The sequence below is a fragment of the Streptomyces roseochromogenus subsp. oscitans DS 12.976 genome (assembly GCF_000497445.1).
GTDB lineage: Bacteria > Actinomycetota > Actinomycetes > Streptomycetales > Streptomycetaceae > Streptomyces > Streptomyces oscitans.
In genome coordinates this window covers 4,153,388-4,171,377 of sequence record NZ_CM002285.1, presented here as the reverse complement: position 1 = coordinate 4,171,377, position 17,990 = coordinate 4,153,388, and the positions used below count along the sequence as shown (strand labels likewise).

Annotated in this window: 15 protein-coding genes; 6 read left to right on the top strand and 9 right to left on the bottom strand. The window is 70.4% G+C overall.

The window, feature by feature from the left end; genetic code table 11:
- Positions 1-29: 29 nt before the first annotated feature.
- Entirely contained in the window at positions 30-704 is a 675-nt protein-coding gene (locus M878_RS67745) for a Crp/Fnr family transcriptional regulator (RefSeq protein ID WP_023547771.1), read from the bottom strand.
- A 336-nt stretch (positions 705-1,040) separates the two neighbouring features.
- On the opposite strand from M878_RS67745, the gene nth reads away from it, so the two are divergent.
- From nth to M878_RS67730, 3 genes are all read left to right on the top strand, one after another.
- Complete coding sequence (gene nth, locus M878_RS67740) at positions 1,041-2,018, top strand: endonuclease III (RefSeq protein WP_023547770.1); 978 nt, start codon at positions 1,041-1,043, stop codon at positions 2,016-2,018.
- 54 nt (positions 2,019-2,072) lie between these two features.
- Positions 2,073-2,768, top strand: coding sequence for an NUDIX hydrolase (locus M878_RS67735; protein ID WP_031225193.1), 696 nt, complete (start codon positions 2,073-2,075; stop codon positions 2,766-2,768).
- 94 nt (positions 2,769-2,862) lie between these two features.
- Positions 2,863-4,062, top strand: a complete 1,200-nt coding sequence (locus M878_RS67730; RefSeq protein ID WP_023547768.1) for a MarP family serine protease — start codon at positions 2,863-2,865, stop codon at positions 4,060-4,062.
- Positions 4,063-4,099: 37 nt separating this feature from the next.
- Here M878_RS67730 and M878_RS99945 read toward each other — a convergent pair whose 3' ends face one another.
- The 6 genes from M878_RS99945 to M878_RS67705 form a co-directional block, all read right to left on the bottom strand.
- Entirely contained in the window at positions 4,100-4,279 is a 180-nt protein-coding gene (locus tag M878_RS99945) for a hypothetical protein (RefSeq protein ID WP_078630310.1), read from the bottom strand.
- A 138-nt stretch (positions 4,280-4,417) separates the two neighbouring features.
- On the bottom strand, positions 4,418-5,353 hold the full coding sequence (locus M878_RS67725) for an alpha/beta fold hydrolase (protein ID WP_031225192.1): 936 nt from the start codon (positions 5,351-5,353) through the stop codon (positions 4,418-4,420).
- Complete coding sequence (locus M878_RS67720) at positions 5,350-5,838, bottom strand: phage holin family protein (protein WP_023547766.1); 489 nt, start codon at positions 5,836-5,838, stop codon at positions 5,350-5,352. The genes M878_RS67725 and M878_RS67720 overlap by 4 nt, the downstream gene beginning before the upstream one ends.
- Before the next feature lie 104 nt (positions 5,839-5,942).
- Entirely contained in the window at positions 5,943-7,376 is a 1,434-nt protein-coding gene (gene nhaA, locus M878_RS67715; RefSeq protein WP_023547765.1) for a Na+/H+ antiporter NhaA, read from the bottom strand.
- Positions 7,377-7,595: 219 nt separating this feature from the next.
- Complete coding sequence (gene acs / locus M878_RS67710) at positions 7,596-9,551, bottom strand: acetate--CoA ligase (RefSeq protein WP_023547764.1); 1,956 nt, start codon at positions 9,549-9,551, stop codon at positions 7,596-7,598.
- Between the two features lie 131 nt (positions 9,552-9,682).
- Positions 9,683-12,016, bottom strand: coding sequence for a SulP family inorganic anion transporter (locus M878_RS67705; RefSeq protein WP_023547763.1), 2,334 nt, complete (start codon positions 12,014-12,016; stop codon positions 9,683-9,685).
- Positions 12,017-12,296: 280 nt separating this feature from the next.
- Between M878_RS67705 and M878_RS67700 the strand changes: the two genes are divergently transcribed.
- Positions 12,297-13,562, top strand: coding sequence for a polysaccharide deacetylase family protein (locus M878_RS67700; RefSeq protein WP_023547762.1), 1,266 nt, complete (start codon positions 12,297-12,299; stop codon positions 13,560-13,562).
- Positions 13,563-13,634: 72 nt separating this feature from the next.
- Here the strand turns inward: M878_RS67700 and M878_RS67695 are convergent, their stop codons facing one another.
- Positions 13,635-14,627 (bottom strand): ATP-binding protein, encoded by a 993-nt coding sequence (locus M878_RS67695; protein ID WP_023547761.1) that lies wholly within the window; start codon positions 14,625-14,627, stop codon positions 13,635-13,637.
- A 101-nt stretch (positions 14,628-14,728) separates the two neighbouring features.
- Between M878_RS67695 and M878_RS67690 the strand changes: the two genes are divergently transcribed.
- On the top strand, positions 14,729-15,553 hold the full coding sequence (locus tag M878_RS67690; RefSeq protein ID WP_023547760.1) for a Fic family protein: 825 nt from the start codon (positions 14,729-14,731) through the stop codon (positions 15,551-15,553).
- Positions 15,554-15,922: 369 nt separating this feature from the next.
- On the opposite strand, the gene M878_RS67685 is transcribed toward M878_RS67690, so the two are convergent.
- Positions 15,923-16,753: an HAD family hydrolase gene (locus M878_RS67685; protein WP_023547759.1), complete on the bottom strand. Its 831-nt coding sequence runs from the start codon at positions 16,751-16,753 to the stop codon at positions 15,923-15,925.
- Positions 16,754-17,346: 593 nt separating this feature from the next.
- On the opposite strand from M878_RS67685, the gene ssd reads away from it, so the two are divergent.
- Positions 17,347-17,990 (top strand): septum site-determining protein Ssd (ssd, locus tag M878_RS67680; protein WP_023547758.1); only part of this gene is annotated, 644 nt, incomplete at its 3' end.

The following is a 17,990-nucleotide window of genomic DNA, read 5'->3' as shown; positions in this document are numbered from 1 at the left end:
TCAAACAGCCCGTACGGCCAAGACCGGCGTCAGCGGGACCGCTTCGCCAGCCTCTCCACGTCCAGCAGGATCACGGCCCGCGCTTCCAGGCGGAGCCACCCGCGCTGGGCGAAGTCCGCCAGCGCCTTGTTCACGGTCTCGCGCGAGGCGCCGACCAGCTGGGCCAGCTCCTCCTGCGTGAGGTCGTGGACGACGTGGATGCCCTCCTCGGACTGCACGCCGAAGCGGCGCGAGAGGTCCAGCAGGGCGCGCGCCACACGGCCGGGGACGTCGGAGAAGACCAGGTCGGACATGGCGTCGTTGGTCTTGCGCAGACGGCGGGCGACGGCGCGCAGCAAGGCGCCGGCCACCTCGGGGCGGGCGTTCAGCCAGGGCTGGAGGTCGCCGTGACCGAGACCGAGCAGCTTGACCTCGGTCAGCGCGGTCGCGGTGGCCGTACGCGGGCCGGGGTCGAAGAGCGAAAGCTCGCCGATCAGCTCGCTGGGGCCGACGACGGCGAGCATGTTCTCGCGGCCGTCGGGGGAGGTGCGATGCAGCTTGACCTTGCCCTCGGTGACGACATACAGCCGGTCCCCGGGGTCGCCCTCGTGGAAGAGGGAGTCGCCGCGTGCGAGGGTCACCTCGCTCATGGAGGCGCGAAGCTCCGCGGCCTGCTCGTCGTCGAGAGCCGCGAAGAGCGGGTTGCGCCGCAGAACGTCGTCCACTGAGTTCTCTCCTTGTCGACCTGCTCAGGGGATCATGCTCCCCCGTGTGCCAGGGGACCGTGCTCCCCATTTTGCCGGACGGTCCAAACAGTGTGATCTGTCACAAGGATGCCGCACACGTGTCCCGAGGTAAGCGCCAGGGGTCCAATCGGGGGCCGATCTTCGAGGTCCGAGGCGGATGTCGGTGCCGGGCTTTAGGCTGGCCGGGTGTCCAAATCGCCGGTGAGAGCACAGGACAAGGGGGTTTAGCGGGTGGTTGTACGTCGTGATTCCGCTGTGGGCGAACAGGGCTCCGGCGATGCTAAGAAAACCGGAAAAACGGCAAAAAAGGTCGCCGTGAAGAAGACCGCGCCGGCCAAGAAGGCCGCCGCGGAGAAGTCGGCCGGCAAGACGGCGCCGGCCAAGAAGGCCGCCTCGAAGAAAACCGTGCCGGCCAAGAAGGCTGCGAAGAAGGCGGCGCCCGCGAAGACCGCCGGGAAGGCCGCGAAGAAGGCGGCGCCCGCGAAGACCGCCGGGAAGGTCGCCGTGAAGCCTCCGGCGCAGGAATCCCCTGCCGCCCTGGTCCGCCGCGCCCGCCGTATCAACCGCGAGCTCGCCGAGGTGTATCCGTACGCCCACCCGGAGCTGGACTTCGAGAACCCCTTCGAGCTGCTGGTAGCCACCGTGCTGTCGGCCCAGACCACCGACCTGCGCGTCAACCAGACGACCCCGGCGCTCTTCGCGAAGTACCCGACCCCCGAGGACCTGGCAGCCGCCGATCCGGAGGAGGTCGAGGAGATCCTGCGCCCCTGCGGGTTCTTCCGGGCCAAGACCAAGTCGGTCATGGGGCTCTCCAAGGCCCTGGCCGAGGACTTCGGCGGCGAGGTGCCGGGGAAGCTCGAAGACCTGGTAAAACTGCCGGGCGTCGGCCGCAAGACCGCCTTCGTCGTCCTCGGCAACGCCTTCGGCCGGCCCGGGATCACCGTGGACACCCACTTCCAGCGGCTGGTCCGGCGCTGGCAGTGGACCGACGAGACCGACCCCGACAAGATCGAGGCCGCCGTCGGCGCGCTGTTCCCGAAGACCGAGTGGACCGACCTGTCCCACCATGTGGTCTGGCACGGCCGCCGGATCTGCCACGCCCGCAAGCCCGCCTGCGGCGCCTGCCCCATCGCCCCGCTCTGCCCGGCCTACGGCGAGGGCGAGACCGACCCCGAGAAGGCCAAGAAGCTCCTGAAGTACGAGAAGGGCGGCTTCCCCGGCCAGCGGCTCAAGCCCCCGCAGGCCTATCTCGACGCGGGCGGCAAGCCGGCCCCGCCCCTGGGGGCCGCGTGACGGAACGATACCGGGGCCCTCGGGCGTTGGACGGACAGAGCGACGGGGGTTGTGATGGCGAGGGCCAGTGAGACGCGGGGCGGCGCGGTGACGCTCAGCAAGGAGGGGCTGCCGGACTGGCTGGCGGCCGTGGTGCGGGCCGCCGAGACGATCGAGCCGCTCCAGCTGAGCCGCTTCCTGCCACCGGAGAACGGCTCGGGGCGGCAGTCGGCCGTGCTGATCCTGTTCGGCGAGGGCGAGCGCGGCCCCGAGCTGCTGCTGATGGAGCGTGCGGGCTCCCTGCGCTCGCATGCCGGGCAGCCGTCCTTCCCGGGCGGCGCGCTCGACCCCGAGGACGGCGACCCGCACGCGGACGGACCGCTCAGAGCCGCGCTGCGCGAGGCCGAGGAGGAGACCGGCCTCGATCCGTCCGGCGTCCAGCTCTTCGGCGTGCTGCCCGCGCTGTACATCCCGGTGAGCGGCTTCGTCGTCACGCCCGTGCTCGGCTGGTGGCGCAAGCCCAGCCCGGTCGGCGTCGTCGATCCGAACGAGACGGCCCGGGTCTTCACGGTCCCCGTGGCGGATCTCACGGACCCCGCCAACCGCGCCACCACCGTCCATCCCAGCGGACACCGAGGCCCGGGATTCCTGGTCGAATCGGCCCTGGTGTGGGGTTTCACGGCCGGGGTGATCGACCGCCTGCTGCACTTCGCGGGCTGGGAGCGCCCCTGGGACAGGGGGAAGCAGGTCCCACTCGACTGGCGGTCATGACAGGGTGTCGTCCGTGCGGTGTTATTCCGGGGGCAACCCCCGGACCCCCGGCCGGGCCGCGGGGAGCGGAGCGGAATAGGCGAGGCCTGAAGCAGTGAACGTGCTGGACATCCTGTTGCTGGTCGCGGCCGTGTGGTTCGCGGTCGTCGGCTACCGCCAGGGCTTCGTCGTCGGCATCCTGTCGGTGATCGGGTTCCTGGGCGGCGGTCTTGTCGCCGTGTACGCGCTGCCCGTGATCTGGGACGCCGTGACCGACAACGCGGACGTCGGCACCACCGCCGCCGTGGTCGCCGTGGTCGTCGTCATCGTCTGTGCCTCCGTGGGCCAGGCCCTGACCACCCACCTCGGCAACAAGCTGCGCCGGTACATCACCTGGTCCCCGGCCCGCGCCCTGGACGCCACCGGCGGCGCTCTGGTCAACGTCGTCGCGATGCTCCTGGTGGCCTGGCTGATCGGCTCCGCCCTCGCGGGTACGACGCTGCCGACGCTCGGCAGGGAGGTCCGCGGCTCCAAGGTGCTCCTCGGCGTCTCCCGGGCGCTGCCCGCGCAGGCCGACACCTGGTTCGCCGACTTCTCCTCCGTCCTCGCGCAGAACGGCTTCCCGCAGGTCTTCAGCCCGTTCGCCAACGAGCCGATCAAGGACGTCCAGCCGCCCGACCCTGCGCTCGCGAACAGCCCGGTCACCCTGCGCGCCGAGCGCTCCATCGTCAAGGTGACCGGCACCGCGCAGAGCTGCGGCAAGGTCCTGGAGGGCACCGGCTTCGTCTTCGCCGACCGCCGGGTCATGACCAACGCGCATGTCGTCGGCGGCGTCGACTCGCCCACCGTCCAGATAGGCGGCGAGGGCCGCAAGTACGACGCCAAGGTCGTCCTGTACGACTGGAAGCGCGACATCGCCGTACTCGACGTGCCCGGTCTGAAGGCGCACGCCCTCAGGTTCTCCGCGCGGGACGCGGCCGGCGGGGACGGCGCGATCGTCGCGGGCTTCCCGGAGAACGGCTCGTACGACGTGCGTGCCGCCCGGGTGCGCGGGCGCATCACGGCGAACGGCCCGGACATCTACCACCGCGGCACCGTCCGCCGCGACGTCTACTCGCTGTACGCCACGGTCCGCCAGGGCAACTCGGGCGGCCCGTTGCTCACCCCCGACGGCCGGGTGTACGGCGTGGTGTTCGCCAAGTCCCTGGACGACGCTGAGACCGGCTACGCCCTCACGGCGGACGAGATCCAGCCCGACATCCAGCAGGGACGTACGGCGAACGAGCAGGTGGGTACGGACAACTGCGCCCTGTGACCCTCAGGAGGGTGTGCGTGTGCCCTTCCTGAGGGGTTCAGCCGCGTGGGTGACGCAGCCGCACCGAGACCCAGCGGGCCCGGCGGCGCAGGATGCGTGGAATCCCCACGCGGAGGTCCCCTTGCGCGAGTTGCGGGTTGCCTCGCTGAGGCGTGCTCAGACCTGCGGTCGAGCGGCGGTTGCGGGGTGCGTCACTGTAGTCGTGCGTCCAGCCCATACCCCGACGTGTGCCCCTGCCCGAAGGTCGATAACCGCCTGAGCGCCGCTCAATTGGCCTATGCGGCAGGCATGTGGCCGTTCGAGGGACAAGTGTTCACGATCCGGATACTCCACGCACCCGGACCTGACCGTACGGTCACCGATCCGGCTCGGGATCCTTCAGCCAGTTGACCAGTTCCGTGGAGAACGCCGTCGGGTCCTCCTCGTGCGGGAAGTGCCCGAGACCGTCGAACAGGCGCCAGCGGTAAGGCGCTTCGACGTACTCGCCCGAACCGGCCGCGCTGCGCGTGCGCGTCACCGGGTCCAGCGAGCCGTGCAGATGCAGCGTCGGCACCCGCACCGGCCGCTTCATCCGCCGGTTGAACTGGATGCCGTCCGGGCGGGCCAGCGAGCGCACCAGCCAGCGGTACGGCTCGATCGCGCAGTGCGCGGTCGACGGGATGCACATGGCCCGCTGGTACGTCTCCACCGCTTCGTCCTCCGGCAGCCGCGGCCCGGACCACTCCCGGATGAGCCGGCCCACCAACGCCCCGCCGTCTGCGGTGAGTTGACGCTCCGGAAGCCAGGGCCGCTGAAAGCCCCAGATGTAGGAGTTGGCTGCCGTCTGGCGTGCGTCCCGCAGCATCGCCGCGCGCCAGCGCCGCGGATGCGGCATCGACACCACGGCGAGGCGGCGTACGAGCTTGGGCCGCATCGCCGCCGCCGTCCACGCCAGATAGCCGCCCAGGTCGTGGCCGACCAGCGCCGCGTCCGGCTCGCCGAGCGAGCGGATCACGCCGGTGACGTCGAGGGCGAGGTTGGCGGGGTCGTACCCGCGGGGCGTGCGGTCGCTGCCGCCGACGCCCCGCAGGTCCATCGCCACCGCCCGGTAGCCCGCGTCCGCGAGCGCGACCAGCTGGTGCCGCCAGGTCCACCAGAACTGCGGGAAGCCGTGCAGCAGCAGCACCAGGGGGCCGTCGCCGAGTTCGGCGATGTGGAAGCGCGCGCCGTTGGCGGCGACGTCCCTGTGGGTCACCTTTTTCCCGTGGGGAACGTCCATCCGTACCAAGGCCGAGGGGGCGGGGTCCGTCATGACTGTGAGCGTGCCACAGCCTCGATGGCCGCGGGGGTCCGGTCCTCGGGCAGCTCCGCGCGCGGGTGCGGCTTGGCGTTCTGCAGGACGCCCGCCGTCTCCTTCATCGACGCGGCCACCTTCTGCGGGCCGTGGCTCTTCTTGGCCTTCTTCGCGAAGACCACGCCGATGATCCCGAGGAGGATGGCGACGAGCACGTTGGCCGCGAAGGACAGTACGAAGCAGATCGCCAGGTTCCAGTGGCTCCAGGTCCGGATGCCGTAGGCGAGGGCGAAGTTGAGCATCGGCAGGGAGAAGAGGAGCACCGCGGCCGCCACCGTGAAGGCGCCGCCGCTGACCGCGCCGCGCTTCACGTCCTGCTTCAGCTGGGCCTTGGCCAGGGCGATCTCGTCGTGCACCAGCGCCGACATTTCGGTCGTCGCCGAGGCGAACAGCTGGCCGATGCTGCGTTCGGCGCCGACCGGGCTGCCGTCGGGTGCGCTCATCGCGTTCTCCCTCAGATGTCTCTCGTGCCGCGGGCGTACCTGCCGTCGTAGGCGGCCGGCCGGCCCGCTCGTGTGGCCGTCTTGTTTTGTACCGTCTCGTCAGATCATGCCGGACGGTCGCCCTCCTCGCCTGCCCCGCCCGGTACTTCCGCAAGCCCGTGGCGCGCCGCGGCCGCCCGCTCGGCCGCGATCCGCCGGTGTTCGGCGGCCTTGCGCTCATGGATCTCGGCCATGCGCAGGTGATAGGCCGGGTCGTCCTGCTCGTAGATGTCCGGGATGCCGTCGAGGTCGTCGTCGCGGTCCTCCTCCGCGCACAGCCTGCGGTACTTGGCGTTGCGTATCTTCAGCAGGACCGTCGCGCACACCGCCGCTATGAGCGATCCGGCGAGGACGGCGGCCTTGACCTCGTCGGTGAGGGCGGCGTCCCCCGCGAAGGCGAGTTCGCCGATGAGGAGGGAGACGGTGAAGCCGATGCCGGCGAGGGAGGCCACCGCGAAGACGTCGGCCCAGGCGAGATCCTCGCTGAGGGAGGCGCGGGTGAAGCGGACGGTGAGCCAGGTGCCGCCGAAGATGCCGAGCGCCTTGCCGACGACGAGCCCCAGCACCACACCGAGCGTCTCCGGCTTGGTGAACACGTCCCCGAGCGCTCCGCCGGAGATCTTCACCCCGGCGCTGAACAGCGCGAACAACGGCACGGCGAGCCCGGCGGACAGAGGCCGCACCAGGTGCTCGATGTGCTCGCCCGGCGAGCGCTGCTCACCCTCACGGGTGGTGCAGCGCAGCATCAGGCCCATCGCCACGCCGGCGATGGTGGCGTGCACGCCGCTGTTGTACATCAGCGCCCAGATCACGGCGGCCAGTGGCACATACACGTACCAGCCGCGCACGCCCTTGCGCAGCAGCAGCCAGAAGACCACCAGTCCGGCGACGGCGCCGCCGAGCGCGGCGAAGTTCAGCCGGTCGGTGAAGAAGATCGCGATGATCAGGATCGCGAAGAGATCGTCGACGACCGCGAGGGTGAGCAGGAAGGCGCGCAGCGAGCTGGGCAGGGAGGTGCCGATGACCGCGAGGACGGCGAGCGCGAAGGCGATGTCGGTGGCGGTGGGCACCGCCCAGCCCTGTGTCGAGCCGTGCCCGGTGAGGTTGGTGAGGGTGTAGACGAGCGCCGGTACGGCCATGCCGCACAGCGCGGCCACCACGGGCAGTACGGCCGCCCTGGGGTCGCGCAGGTCTCCGGCGACCAGCTCGCGCTTCAGCTCGATGCCGGCGACGAAGAAGAACACCGCGAGCAGGCCGTCGGCGGCCCAGTGGGCGACTGAGAGATTCAGGCCGAGGGCGCCTGGGCCCAGGTGGAAGTCGCTGACCGATTCGTAGCTGTGCCGCAGGGCGGGGATGTTCGCCCAGATCAGCGCCGCTACGGCGGCGAGGAGGAGCAGGATGCCGCCGACGGTCTCGGTGCGCAGCGCGCCCGCGACGATGGCGCGCTCGGGCAGGGAGAGGCGTCCGAGGGCCTTGCGGGGCGTGCGGGGCGCGGTCATGGAGATCTCCGGTGGGTAGGCAGGACGGCTCACATGCCGACCAGACTTCCCGGCGCACCCTTGTCGCGTTCTTGACGCTTTACTTAGCTTACCTAAAGTTGCGTGAGGGCTCAAAGGGTGCGGCGACCCGGAGGGTGCGGTCCGGGACCGGTGATCTTCACCGTAGACGCAAAAGGGGCACCCGGCCTGTCGGCCGGGCGCCCCCAAGGCTGATGCCGGTCAGTCCTCGCTCGGCGCCGCCGGCAGCTTGGCCTGGATGAGGTCCATGACCGTGGAGTCCGTCAGCGTGGTGACGTCACCGAGCTGACGGTTCTCGGCCACGTCCCGCAGCAGGCGGCGCATGATCTTGCCGGAGCGGGTCTTGGGCAGCTCGGCCACCGGCAGGATCCGCTTGGGCTTGGCGATCGGGCCGAGCGTGGCGCCCACGTGGTCGCGCAGCTCGCCGACGAGCCCCTCGGTCTCCGCGGCCGTACCGCGCAGGATCACGAACGCGACGATCGCCTGGCCGGTGGTCTCGTCGGCAGCCCCGACGACGGCCGCCTCGGCGACCGCCGAGTGGGACACGAGCGCCGACTCCACCTCGGTGGTGGAGATGTTGTGGCCCGACACGAGCATCACGTCATCGACCCGGCCGAGGAGCCAGATGTCGCCGTCGTCGTCCTTCTTCGCGCCGTCGCCGGCGAAGTACTTGCCCTCGAAACGGGACCAGTAGGTGTCGATGAACCGCTGGTCGTCGCCCCAGATGGTGCGCAGCATCGACGGCCACGGCTCGGTCAGCACCAGATAGCCACCGCCGCCGTTGGGCACCTCGTGCGCCTCGTCGTCGACGACGGTCGCCGAGATGCCGGGCAGCGGGGTCTGCGCGGAACCGGGCTTGGCGTCGGTGACACCCGGCAGCGGAGAGATCATCATGGCGCCGGTCTCGGTCTGCCACCAGGTGTCCACGACGGGAGTCCGGTCCGCGCCGATGTTCTTGCGGTACCAGATCCACGCCTCGGGGTTGATCGGCTCGCCGACCGACCCCAGGACCCGCAGGCTGCTGAGGTCGAACTTGGCGGGGATGTCATCGCCCCACTTCATGAACGTCCGGATCGCCGTCGGCGCGGTGTAGAGGATCGAGACCTTGTACTTCTGCACGATCTCCCAGAACCGGCCCTGGTGCGGGGTGTCCGGCGTGCCCTCGTACATGACCTGCGTCGCGCCGTTGGCCAGCGGGCCGTACACGATGTACGAGTGCCCGGTGACCCAGCCGACGTCGGCCGTGCACCAGTACACGTCCGTCTCCGGCTTGAGGTCGAACACCGCCCAGTGCGTGTAGGCCGCCTGGGTGAGATAGCCGCCGGAGGTGTGCAGGATGCCCTTCGGCTTACCGGTGGTGCCGGAGGTGTAGAGGATGAACAGCGGGTGCTCCGCCTCGAACGCCTCCGGGGTGTGCTCGGCCGGCTGACGCTCGACCAGGTCGTGCCACCAGTGGTCCCGCTCGTCGTTCCAGGCCACGTCCTGGCCGGTACGGCGCACCACCAGAACGTGCTCGACGTTGTCGACCTTGCCGATCGCCTCGTCCACGGCCGGCTTGAGCGCGGAGGGCTTGCCGCGCCGGTAGCCGCCGTCGGAGGTGATGACGACCTTGGCGTCCGCGTCCTGGATGCGGGTCGCGAGCGCGTCCGCCGAGAAGCCGCCGAAGACCACCGAGTGGGCGGCGCCGATCCGGGCCGAGGCCAGCATCGCGATCGCGGTCTCGGGGATCATCGGCATGTAGATGGCCACCCGGTCGCCGTTGCGGACACCCAGCTCCAGCAGGGCGTTGGCCGCCTTGGAGACCTCGTCCTTCAGCTCCGCGTAGGTGATCGAGCGGCTGTCGCCGGGCTCACCCTCGAAGTGGATGGCGACCCGGTCCCCGAGACCGGCCTCCACATGCCGGTCCACGCAGTTGTACGCGACGTTCAGCTCGCCGTCCTTGAACCACTTCGCGAACGGCGGGTTCGACCAGTCCAGCGTCTCGGTAGGCTCCTTGGCCCAGGTCAGCCGACGGGCCTGCTCGGCCCAGAAGCCGAGCCTGTCAGCCTTGGCCTGTGCATACGCCTCCGCGGTGACGTTGGCATGCGCGGCCAGGTCGGCGGGGGGCGCGAACCTGCGTTCTTCCTTGAGCAGGTTGGCCAGGCTCTCGTTGCTCACGACATCTCCCTCTCGAAGGGTGTCCGTTGTGTCCCAGGCCACAGCTCATCAGACGCGGGGGTCCGATGACAAGGGCCGACGGGAAAATTGGTTTAGACCTGTCCTGGTGTCCCTGCCGAAGTGCCGTTATCTCACGTCGGACTGTGCGCCTCCCTTGTGACCACCCCTTCCGTGACCTTTCCCGTGACGCCCTCGAACAGGCCGTCCTCTTCGCTCCCCGCCAGCAGATACGCCTGCGTCTCGCCCACGTGGAAGTACATCCCATGCAGCTCCAGCTCGCCCCGGGCCAGCGCCCGGGCCACCGGGCCGTGCGCCCGCAGATGCTCCAGCTGCTGGAGCACGTTGACCAGACACAGCCGCTCCACCGCGTCCGCCGCAGGCCGGCCGGCGAGCCGGGGCCAGGCGCGGCGGTCCTCGGCCATCCGCGCCAGACTCGGCAGCCCGTGCCGGAGCCAGCGCCGCAGCGGGGTGGTGCCACCCGCCCCGCTCGCGGTCAACAGCGCCTGCATCGCCCCGCATCCCGAGTGCCCGCACACGGTGATGGAGCGCACCCCGAGCACCTCCACGGCGTACTCGACGGCGGCCGCCACCGAGTCGTCGCCGTTTTCCTCGCCCGGCGCCGGCACCAGGTTGCCGACGTTGCGGACGACGAACAGGTCGCCGGGACCACTGGCGGTGATCATCGACGTGACGAGCCGGGAGTCGGCACAGGTGAGGAAGAGCTGCGCGGGCCGCTGCCCCTCCCTGGCGAGCCGCGCCAGCTCCGACCGCACCAGCGGCGCGGTGTTGCGCTGGAACGAGCCGATCCCACGGGCGAGTTCCCGCCCCGCACCCCGGCCCGCCGGGGCGGCGGCGGTTTCCGGGAAGCAGGACCGGTGAGCGCGCCAGGGTGTCCAGGGCCGGCAGCGGCACCGGGCGGACGGGGGCGGCCCGGCGGTCCGGATTCCGCCGCGCCGGCCCGACAGCTCGGCCGTACCGCCGCGCGCGGTGTGGGCGCATGTCCAGTCCTGCAGTGACTCGTACGCCGCGTGGTCCATGAACGACCCGTTCAACTCCACGACGACGTGGGCGTCTTGGGGTACGAGATGCAGGGCTCGGCTGAGCCGGGGTACCGCGAGGAACGTCAACTGACCTCGGATCCGTACGTGATGGACTCCTCCCTTCTCTTCGTGGGTGATGCGGGTGCGGGCAAGGCGGTGCAGGGCTAGGGCGACCGCCACGGCGACGCCGAGGAGCACGCCCTCAAGGACGCCGAGGACCACCACGCCGAGTGCGGTCGCGGCGTAGACCGGCACTTCGCGGTGGCGCGTCACCGTGCGGATGTGGTGCAGGGACACCATCTGGATGCCGACGGCCATCACCAGGGCGGCGAGGGAGGCGAGCGGGATCTCCTCCAGGATCGGGGCCATCAGCAGCGCGGCGACTACTACGAGAACGGCGTGCAGCATCGCGGAGTTCCGGCTCAGGGCACCGGAGTTCACATTCGCGGTACTGCGCACGGCCACGCCGGCGACCGGCAGTCCGCCGAGCGCCCCGGAGACGATGTTGGCGGCGCCCTGACCCAGCAGCTCCCGGTCGAGGTCGGAGCGGCCGACGAGGCAGGCGGGGCCAGGGCGGGTCGCCACCAGCTTGTCCACGGCCACCGCGCCGAGCAGCGACTGCACGCTGCACACCAGGGTGGTGGTGAGCACGGCGGCGGCGAGGCCGAGCGCAGGACCCTCAGGCAGTCCGGCCAGGGCGTGGCTGCGCCAGGACGGCAGCTCGACCCGGGGCAGGGCGAGCCCGGCGAGGGCCGCCGTCGCGGTCGCCCCGGCCACGGCCACGAGCGCGGCCGGCACTCTCCGCAGCAGTCGGCCGGGGCGACCGGGCAGACGGGGCCAGGTCAGCAGCAGGGCGAGCGTCAGCGCGCTCATCGAGACGGCGGCCGGATGCAGACGGGCCAACTGGGCGGGCAGCGCACGCAGGTTGGCGAGGACGGAGCTGTCCGGGCTGCCGCCGAGGACGATGTGCAGCTGGGCGACGGCGATGGTGATGCCGATCCCGGCGAGCATGCCGTGCACCACGGCGGGGCTGACCGCGAGCGCGCCGCGCGCCACCCGCAGACAGCCGAGACCGAGCTGGGCGAGTCCGGCGAGGACGGTGATGCCGCAGGTCGCCCGCCAGCCGTAGCGGTGGATCAGGTCGGCGGTGACCACGGTGAGCCCGGCGGCGGGACCGCTGACCTGGAGCGGGCAGCCGCCGAGCCGGCCGGCGACGAGTCCGCCCACGGCGGCGGCGACGAGACCGGCCTGGAGCGGAGCGCCGGTGGCCAGGGCGATACCGAGGGACAGGGGCAGGGCGATCAGGAAGACCGCGACGGACGCGGACAGGTCGGCGCCCGCCACGAGGAAGCGGGGCCGGCGGCCCGGCGGCGGGGCGTGCGGCGGATGCGGGTGCTGGGGGTGCGGGGGTGCGCAGGCTGACATGGTCCCGTCTCCTCCGGGGCGGCACGGTCACGGACTGGGCGGGATGGATCAACGCCGGTAAACGAATCGTAATGACACGTAAAGGCAATACATTGCTTTTCGGGGCAAATGGTCCAATCGATCGCTCGCATGAGTGAACTAATCATTTGATCGGCTTGTCGTACTAATTCCTTCTCGCGACCGTGCGACCTTGGCGGCGCTGCCGGTGTAGTCCCGGCATATCGCCAGAAAACAGCCCACGCCAGCGTTCGCCTGAGAGAAGGAAGAAGGTGGGCGGAGCATGACCGCCACCCAGAGGATCGCCGTCGGCGTCGTGGTCGCAGCGGCCTGTGCCTCGTCGCTCGCCGGTTGCGCGACCGGCCCCCACAGTTCGAAGAAAGGGGTGTCCGGCCCGCGGAAGGGGGCCCGGGCGCCCCAGAGTGTGCTCCGGCTGATCGGTGACGGATCCACCGCGTACACCGGTTCGCAGCCGCATCTGCCCAGGCCCGAGCGGCTGAAGCCGGGTCAGAAGCCGCCGCAGTTCGTGGTGTTCTCCTGGGACGGCGCGGGCGAGGACAGCCAGAAGCTGTTCTCGCACTTCCGCAAGGTCTCCAGGGAGAACCGCGCGACCATGACGTACTTCCTCAGCGGCGTGTACATGCTGCCGGAGGAGAAGCGTGAGCAGTACAAGCCGCCGCAGCACTCGCCGGGCAGTTCCGACATCGGCTTCAACGACGAGAAGGGGATCGCCAACACCGTCAAACAGGCCCGGCTCGCCTGGCTGGAGGGCAACGAGATCGGCACGCACTTCAACGGCCATTTCTGCGGGCCCGACGGCGGGGTCGGCACCTGGTCGGTGGACGAGTGGAAGAGCGAGATCGCCCAGGCGAAGCAGTTCGTCAAGTCCTGGAAGACCAACACCGGCATGAAGAAGTCGGCTCCGCTTCCCTTCGACTACGACAAGGAGCTGATCGGCGCCCGCACCCCCTGCCTGGAGGGCCAGCAGAACTTCATGAAGGCCGCGAGCCAGTTGGGCTTCCGCTACGACTCCAGCGGGGTCAACGAGCAGGTCTGGCCCAAGAAGAAGGAGGGATTGTGGGACCTGTCGATGCAGCTGGTGCCCTTCCCCGGGCACACCTTTGAGCAGCTGACCATGGACTACAACTTCATGGTCAACCAGTCCGGCACCGAGACTCAGGGCGACCCGGACAAGTTCGACTACTGGGGCGACCAGATGCGCGACGGCCTCGTCAAGGGCTTCTACCGGGCCTACGACGGCAACCGTGCACCGCTGATCATCGGCAACCACTTCGAGTCGTGGAACGGCGGCACCTACATGCGGGCCGTCGAGGACACGGTCAAGGAGGTGTGCAACAAGCCCGACGTGCGCTGTGTGTCCTTCCACCAGCTGGCCGACTGGCTGGACGCCCAGGACCCGAAGGTCCTGGAGAAGCTGCGCACCCTGCAGGTGGGCGAGGCCCCCCGACAGGGCTGGGCGTCCTTCCTGTCCGGCAGCCCGGCCCCGGCGCCGAAGGGCGTGCCTGGGGCGCCGGCGGTCGAGCAGTAGACGTCAAGCGGTCAGGGGCAAGCCGTAAGGACGAGTCGTGTGGGGCAAGCGGCAGGTGTCACGCGGGATGTGTCACGCAGGAGCTGTCACACCCGCACCGATGTCTTCGCTGAGCACGAAGCCGGGGTCGACCTGTGCGGCCAGGTCGGCTCCGGTGCGCTCATTGCCCCACGCCTCGGCGTTCTTCAGGTGGAAGTGCACCATCTGGCGGGTGTAGCGCTCCCAGTCCCGCAGCTCGTACGTGGCGTCCGCGGTGGCCCGCAGAGTGTGCAGGGCACGGGCGTTGGACTCCTCCAGGAGGTCGAACCGGGGAGGCCGGCCCTTCTCCATGGCACGCACCCAGTCCGAGCGGCCGAAGGTCACGAGCAGGTCGTCCCCGACCTCCGCGCGCAGGAAGTCGCTGTCGTCCTGGTCCTGGATCTTGTTGCCGACGACCTTCAGGGCGACGCCGAAGTCGCGGGCGTACTCCTTGTACTGGCGATAGACGGAGACCCCCTTCCGGGTCGGCTCGGCGACGAGGAACGTCATGTCGAAGCGGGTGAACATGCCGGAGGCGAAGGAGTCCGAACCCGCGGTCATGTCGACCACGACGTACTCGTCGGGGCCGTCGACGAGGTGGTTCAGGAACAGCTCCACCGCTCCCGTCTTGGAGTGGTAGCAGGCGACCCCCAGGTCGGCGTCCGTGAAGGGGCCCGTGACCATCAAACGGACGGCGCCGCCGTCGAGTTCCACCGGCCGCGCGCAGGCGTCGTAGACCGGATTGGGCTCCCGGACCCGGACCAGCCGTGAGCCCGCACCGGGCGGGGTCGTCTTGATCATCGTGGCGGCGGAGCGGACGCGCGGGTTGGAGCCCCGCAGATAGTCCTTGATCAGGGGTAGCCGCTCGCCCATGGCGGGCAGTGCGGCCGCCTCCGCCTCGTCGAGGCCGAGCGCGGGACCGAGGTGCTGGTTGATGTCCGCGTCGATGGCGACCACCGGGGCGCCGACGGCGGCGAGGTGGCGGATGAAGAGGGAGGAGAGGGTGGTCTTGCCGCTGCCGCCCTTCCCGACGAAAGCAATTTTCATGTTCACCAAGAGTAGTGAGGTGATGGCTGCATGTGTCAGGGGGAAGTGAAGAAGACCACTCCTTCGAGGGGTGGGCCATCGGGGTGCGTAGGGTCGTACTCATGAGTACGACAGGCGCGAACGCCGACCCGCTCGCGGCCCTGGGCTCGCTGCCCGGTGTGGCCGGCTCCGTGGAGTCCGTGCGCAAGGCCGTGGACCGGGTCTACGGGCACCGGATCATGCGGCGCCGTAGCACCGAGATCACCGCCGAGGCGGCCCTGCGCGGCGCCCGCGGCTCCGCGGCGCTGTCCGGCGCCGACTGGGCCCTGGAGGAGGTCCGGCGGCGCACCGACTTCGGCGCCGACGACGAGTCGCGCGTCATGGGCGCCGCCCTCAGGCTCTCGGCGGAGGCGGGACAACTGCTGTCCGTCTGGCGGCAGTCGCCCCTGCGGGTGCTGGCCCGGCTGCACCTGGTGGCCGCGGCCGACAAGGCCGACGAGGTCGGCAGGCCGCGCCAGGCCGGCGAAACGGTGGACGAGCCGCTGATCGAGCTGCCGCTGCCTGACGCCGGGGAGGTCTCCGGGCGACTGGAGGGGCTCGCGGACCTGATCATCGCTGGGACGTCCGCGCCCGCGCTGGTGACGGCCGCCGTGGTGCACGGCGAACTGCTCGCGCTGCGGCCCTTCGTGTCCCACAACGGCCTGGTCGCGCGCGCGGCCGAGCGGATCGTGCTGATCGGCAGCGGCCTGGACCCGAAGGCGATCTGCCCGGCCGAGGTCGGCCACGCCGAACTGGGCCGCGCCTCCTATCTGGCGGCGCTGGACGGATACGTCTCCGGCACCCCCGAGGGCATGGCGGCCTGGATCGCCCACTGCGGCAGGGCGATCGAACTGGGCGCGCGCGAGTCGACGGCCGTGTGCGAGGCGCTGCAGCGCGGTGCGGCCTGAGGAAACGTCCCTACACGGGTTGCGGCGGTACGAGGACTCGTACCGCCGCTGGCATGCTCACCGCGTTACCAAGCGTCCTCGATATCTGCCCATCAGGTCGGGGAGCTTTGCCCGTCACCTGGTGCGGCTGGCCCGTAATCGACGGGTCGACGTCGCGTGGGTGCCCGGTGTTCATGCGGGGTCCGTGGGCCGAGTGCGTAGTGGCAGGTGATCCTCGCGGATGTCCTTTGGTCTCGCGGGCCTAAGGTCTTTGTACCGCGAGCCGGGAGGAAGCGAAACCCCTGCCTACGGTTCTTTACTTTCAGGTTCAAACGGGGGTGAAACGGGCGCCGTTCGGGTGGCACGCCGGTGTCAGGTGGTGCTCCGGTGTCAGGCGGTGCTCCGGCGGCGGCTGGCGTACCAGACGAGACCGGCGGTCGCGGCCGCTGCTCCTATGGCCGCTGCCGCGACCAGCGCGGGCCGGGGCGGGACGGAGAACGTGGGCAGCCGTTTCTTGAGCGGGACCGGTCGGCGGAACTCCAGAATCGGCCAGCCGCGCGCGGCTGCCTCGCGGCGCAGCGCGCGGTCGGGGTTCACCGCGTGCGGATACCCGACCGCCTGGAGCATCGGCAGATCGGTCGCGGAGTCGCTGTAGGCGTAGCAGCCGTCGAGGTCGTAGCCCTCGGACGCAGCGAGTTCCCGGATCGCCTCGGCCTTGGTCGGGCCGTAGGCGTAGTACTCCACCTCCCCAGTGAAGCAGCCGTCCTCGCCGACGACCATGCGTGTGGCCACCACCCGGTCCGCGCCCAGCAGTTCGCCGACCGGCTCCACCACCTCGGCGCCCGAGGTGGACACGATCACCACGTCCCGGCCGGCCGTGTGGTGCTCCTCGATGAGGGAGGCGGCCTCGTCGTAGATGATCGGGTCGATCAGGTCGTGCAGGGTCTCGGCGACGATCTCCCGTACCTGCTGCACGTTCCAGCCGCGGCACAGGTCGGACAGATACTCGCGCATGCGCTCCATCTGGTCGTGATCCAGGCCGCCGGCCAGGAAGACGAACTGGGCATATGCGGTGCGCAGTGCGGCCCTGCGGTTGATCAGCCCACCTTGGTAGAAGGACTTGCTGAAGGTGAGAGTGCTCGACTTCGCAATGACCGTCTTGTCCAGGTCAAAGAAGGCTGCTGCGCGGGGCAAGGAGTGGTTTTCCACGCCCCCGAGCATAGGCGCCCACCATTCGGCGTAAGAGTGGGGCGCGTGGGTTTGCCTGAGAGGGCTCTCGGGTACACCATGGAAGTCACGGATCGTTCGCGACCGTGCTAACCCGGTCCGACTCCTCCCCCCCGAGTCGGCCGTGGGGACGACCCCCGCTCTCCCCCCCGGCGGGGGTCGTCGCATGTCCGGGCACGTTTTCTCCCTGTCTTTCCTTTCTTCCTGCGGCCGTGGGTCCGGCATCGAGTCATCGCGGTCTCCGCTCCGCACGCCCATGATCCGTCACTCCCGGTAATCATCGCGCCGCTCTGTGGAAGTCGCACTGGGATCGGTACAGAGGTCACCGGTTTGGGTGACAGCGATATTCACAGCCGCTGAGTTGTCCACAGTTTTCCACCAAGATCCACATGATTTCGCGGATCGCTGCACCGTGATTCCAGCGCGCTCGGGCCGCGGCGAGTTCATGGCCGGTTCCGATTGTCGGAGCGCGTTTGGCCGGTTTCTGTCGGCCGTTCATATGGGGGGCCGCTTGGCGGTTCTTCACACCTTTGGGAATCGCGTGGCCGCAGGGGCTGCGCGGCCCGTGCAGCGAGGGGGGAACACCCGTGACCGGAACCGTCACTCACGACCCGCCGCCCGGCACCGGAGACCGACCGGACCGGCCGCTCATCGTCACCGAGGACGCCGAACTCCTGGACGACCTGCTGCGCCTGTGCGCGGCCGCAGGCGCCACACCCGAGGTCCACCACGGCGTACCGGACCACGGCGACGGCTGGGAGACGGCACCGCTGGTGCTGGTCGGCGACGACGCCGCCCGCCGGGTCGGCGCGGCTCCGCGGCGGCGCGGAGTGGTGCTGGTCGGCCGTGACCAGGACGACCCTGGGGTGTGGAGGCGCGCCGTGGAGATCGGCGCGGACCACGTCCTGATGCTGCCCGACGGCGAGCAGTGGCTGGTCGACCGGATCGCCGACGTCGCCGAGGGTGTCGGCCGCCCTGCCCTCACCGTCGGAGTGATCGGCGGCCGGGGCGGGGCCGGCGCCTCCACGCTCGCGTGCGCGCTCGCCGTCACCTCCGCGCGCGAGGGACTGCGCACCCTTCTCGTGGACGCCGATCCGCTCGGCGGCGGACTCGACGTACTCCTCGGTGGCGAGAGTGCCGACGGACTGCGCTGGCCCGCCTTCGCCGCCTCCCGCGGCCGGGTCGGCGGCGGCGCCCTGGAGGAGTCGCTGCCCGAGCTGCATTCCCTGAG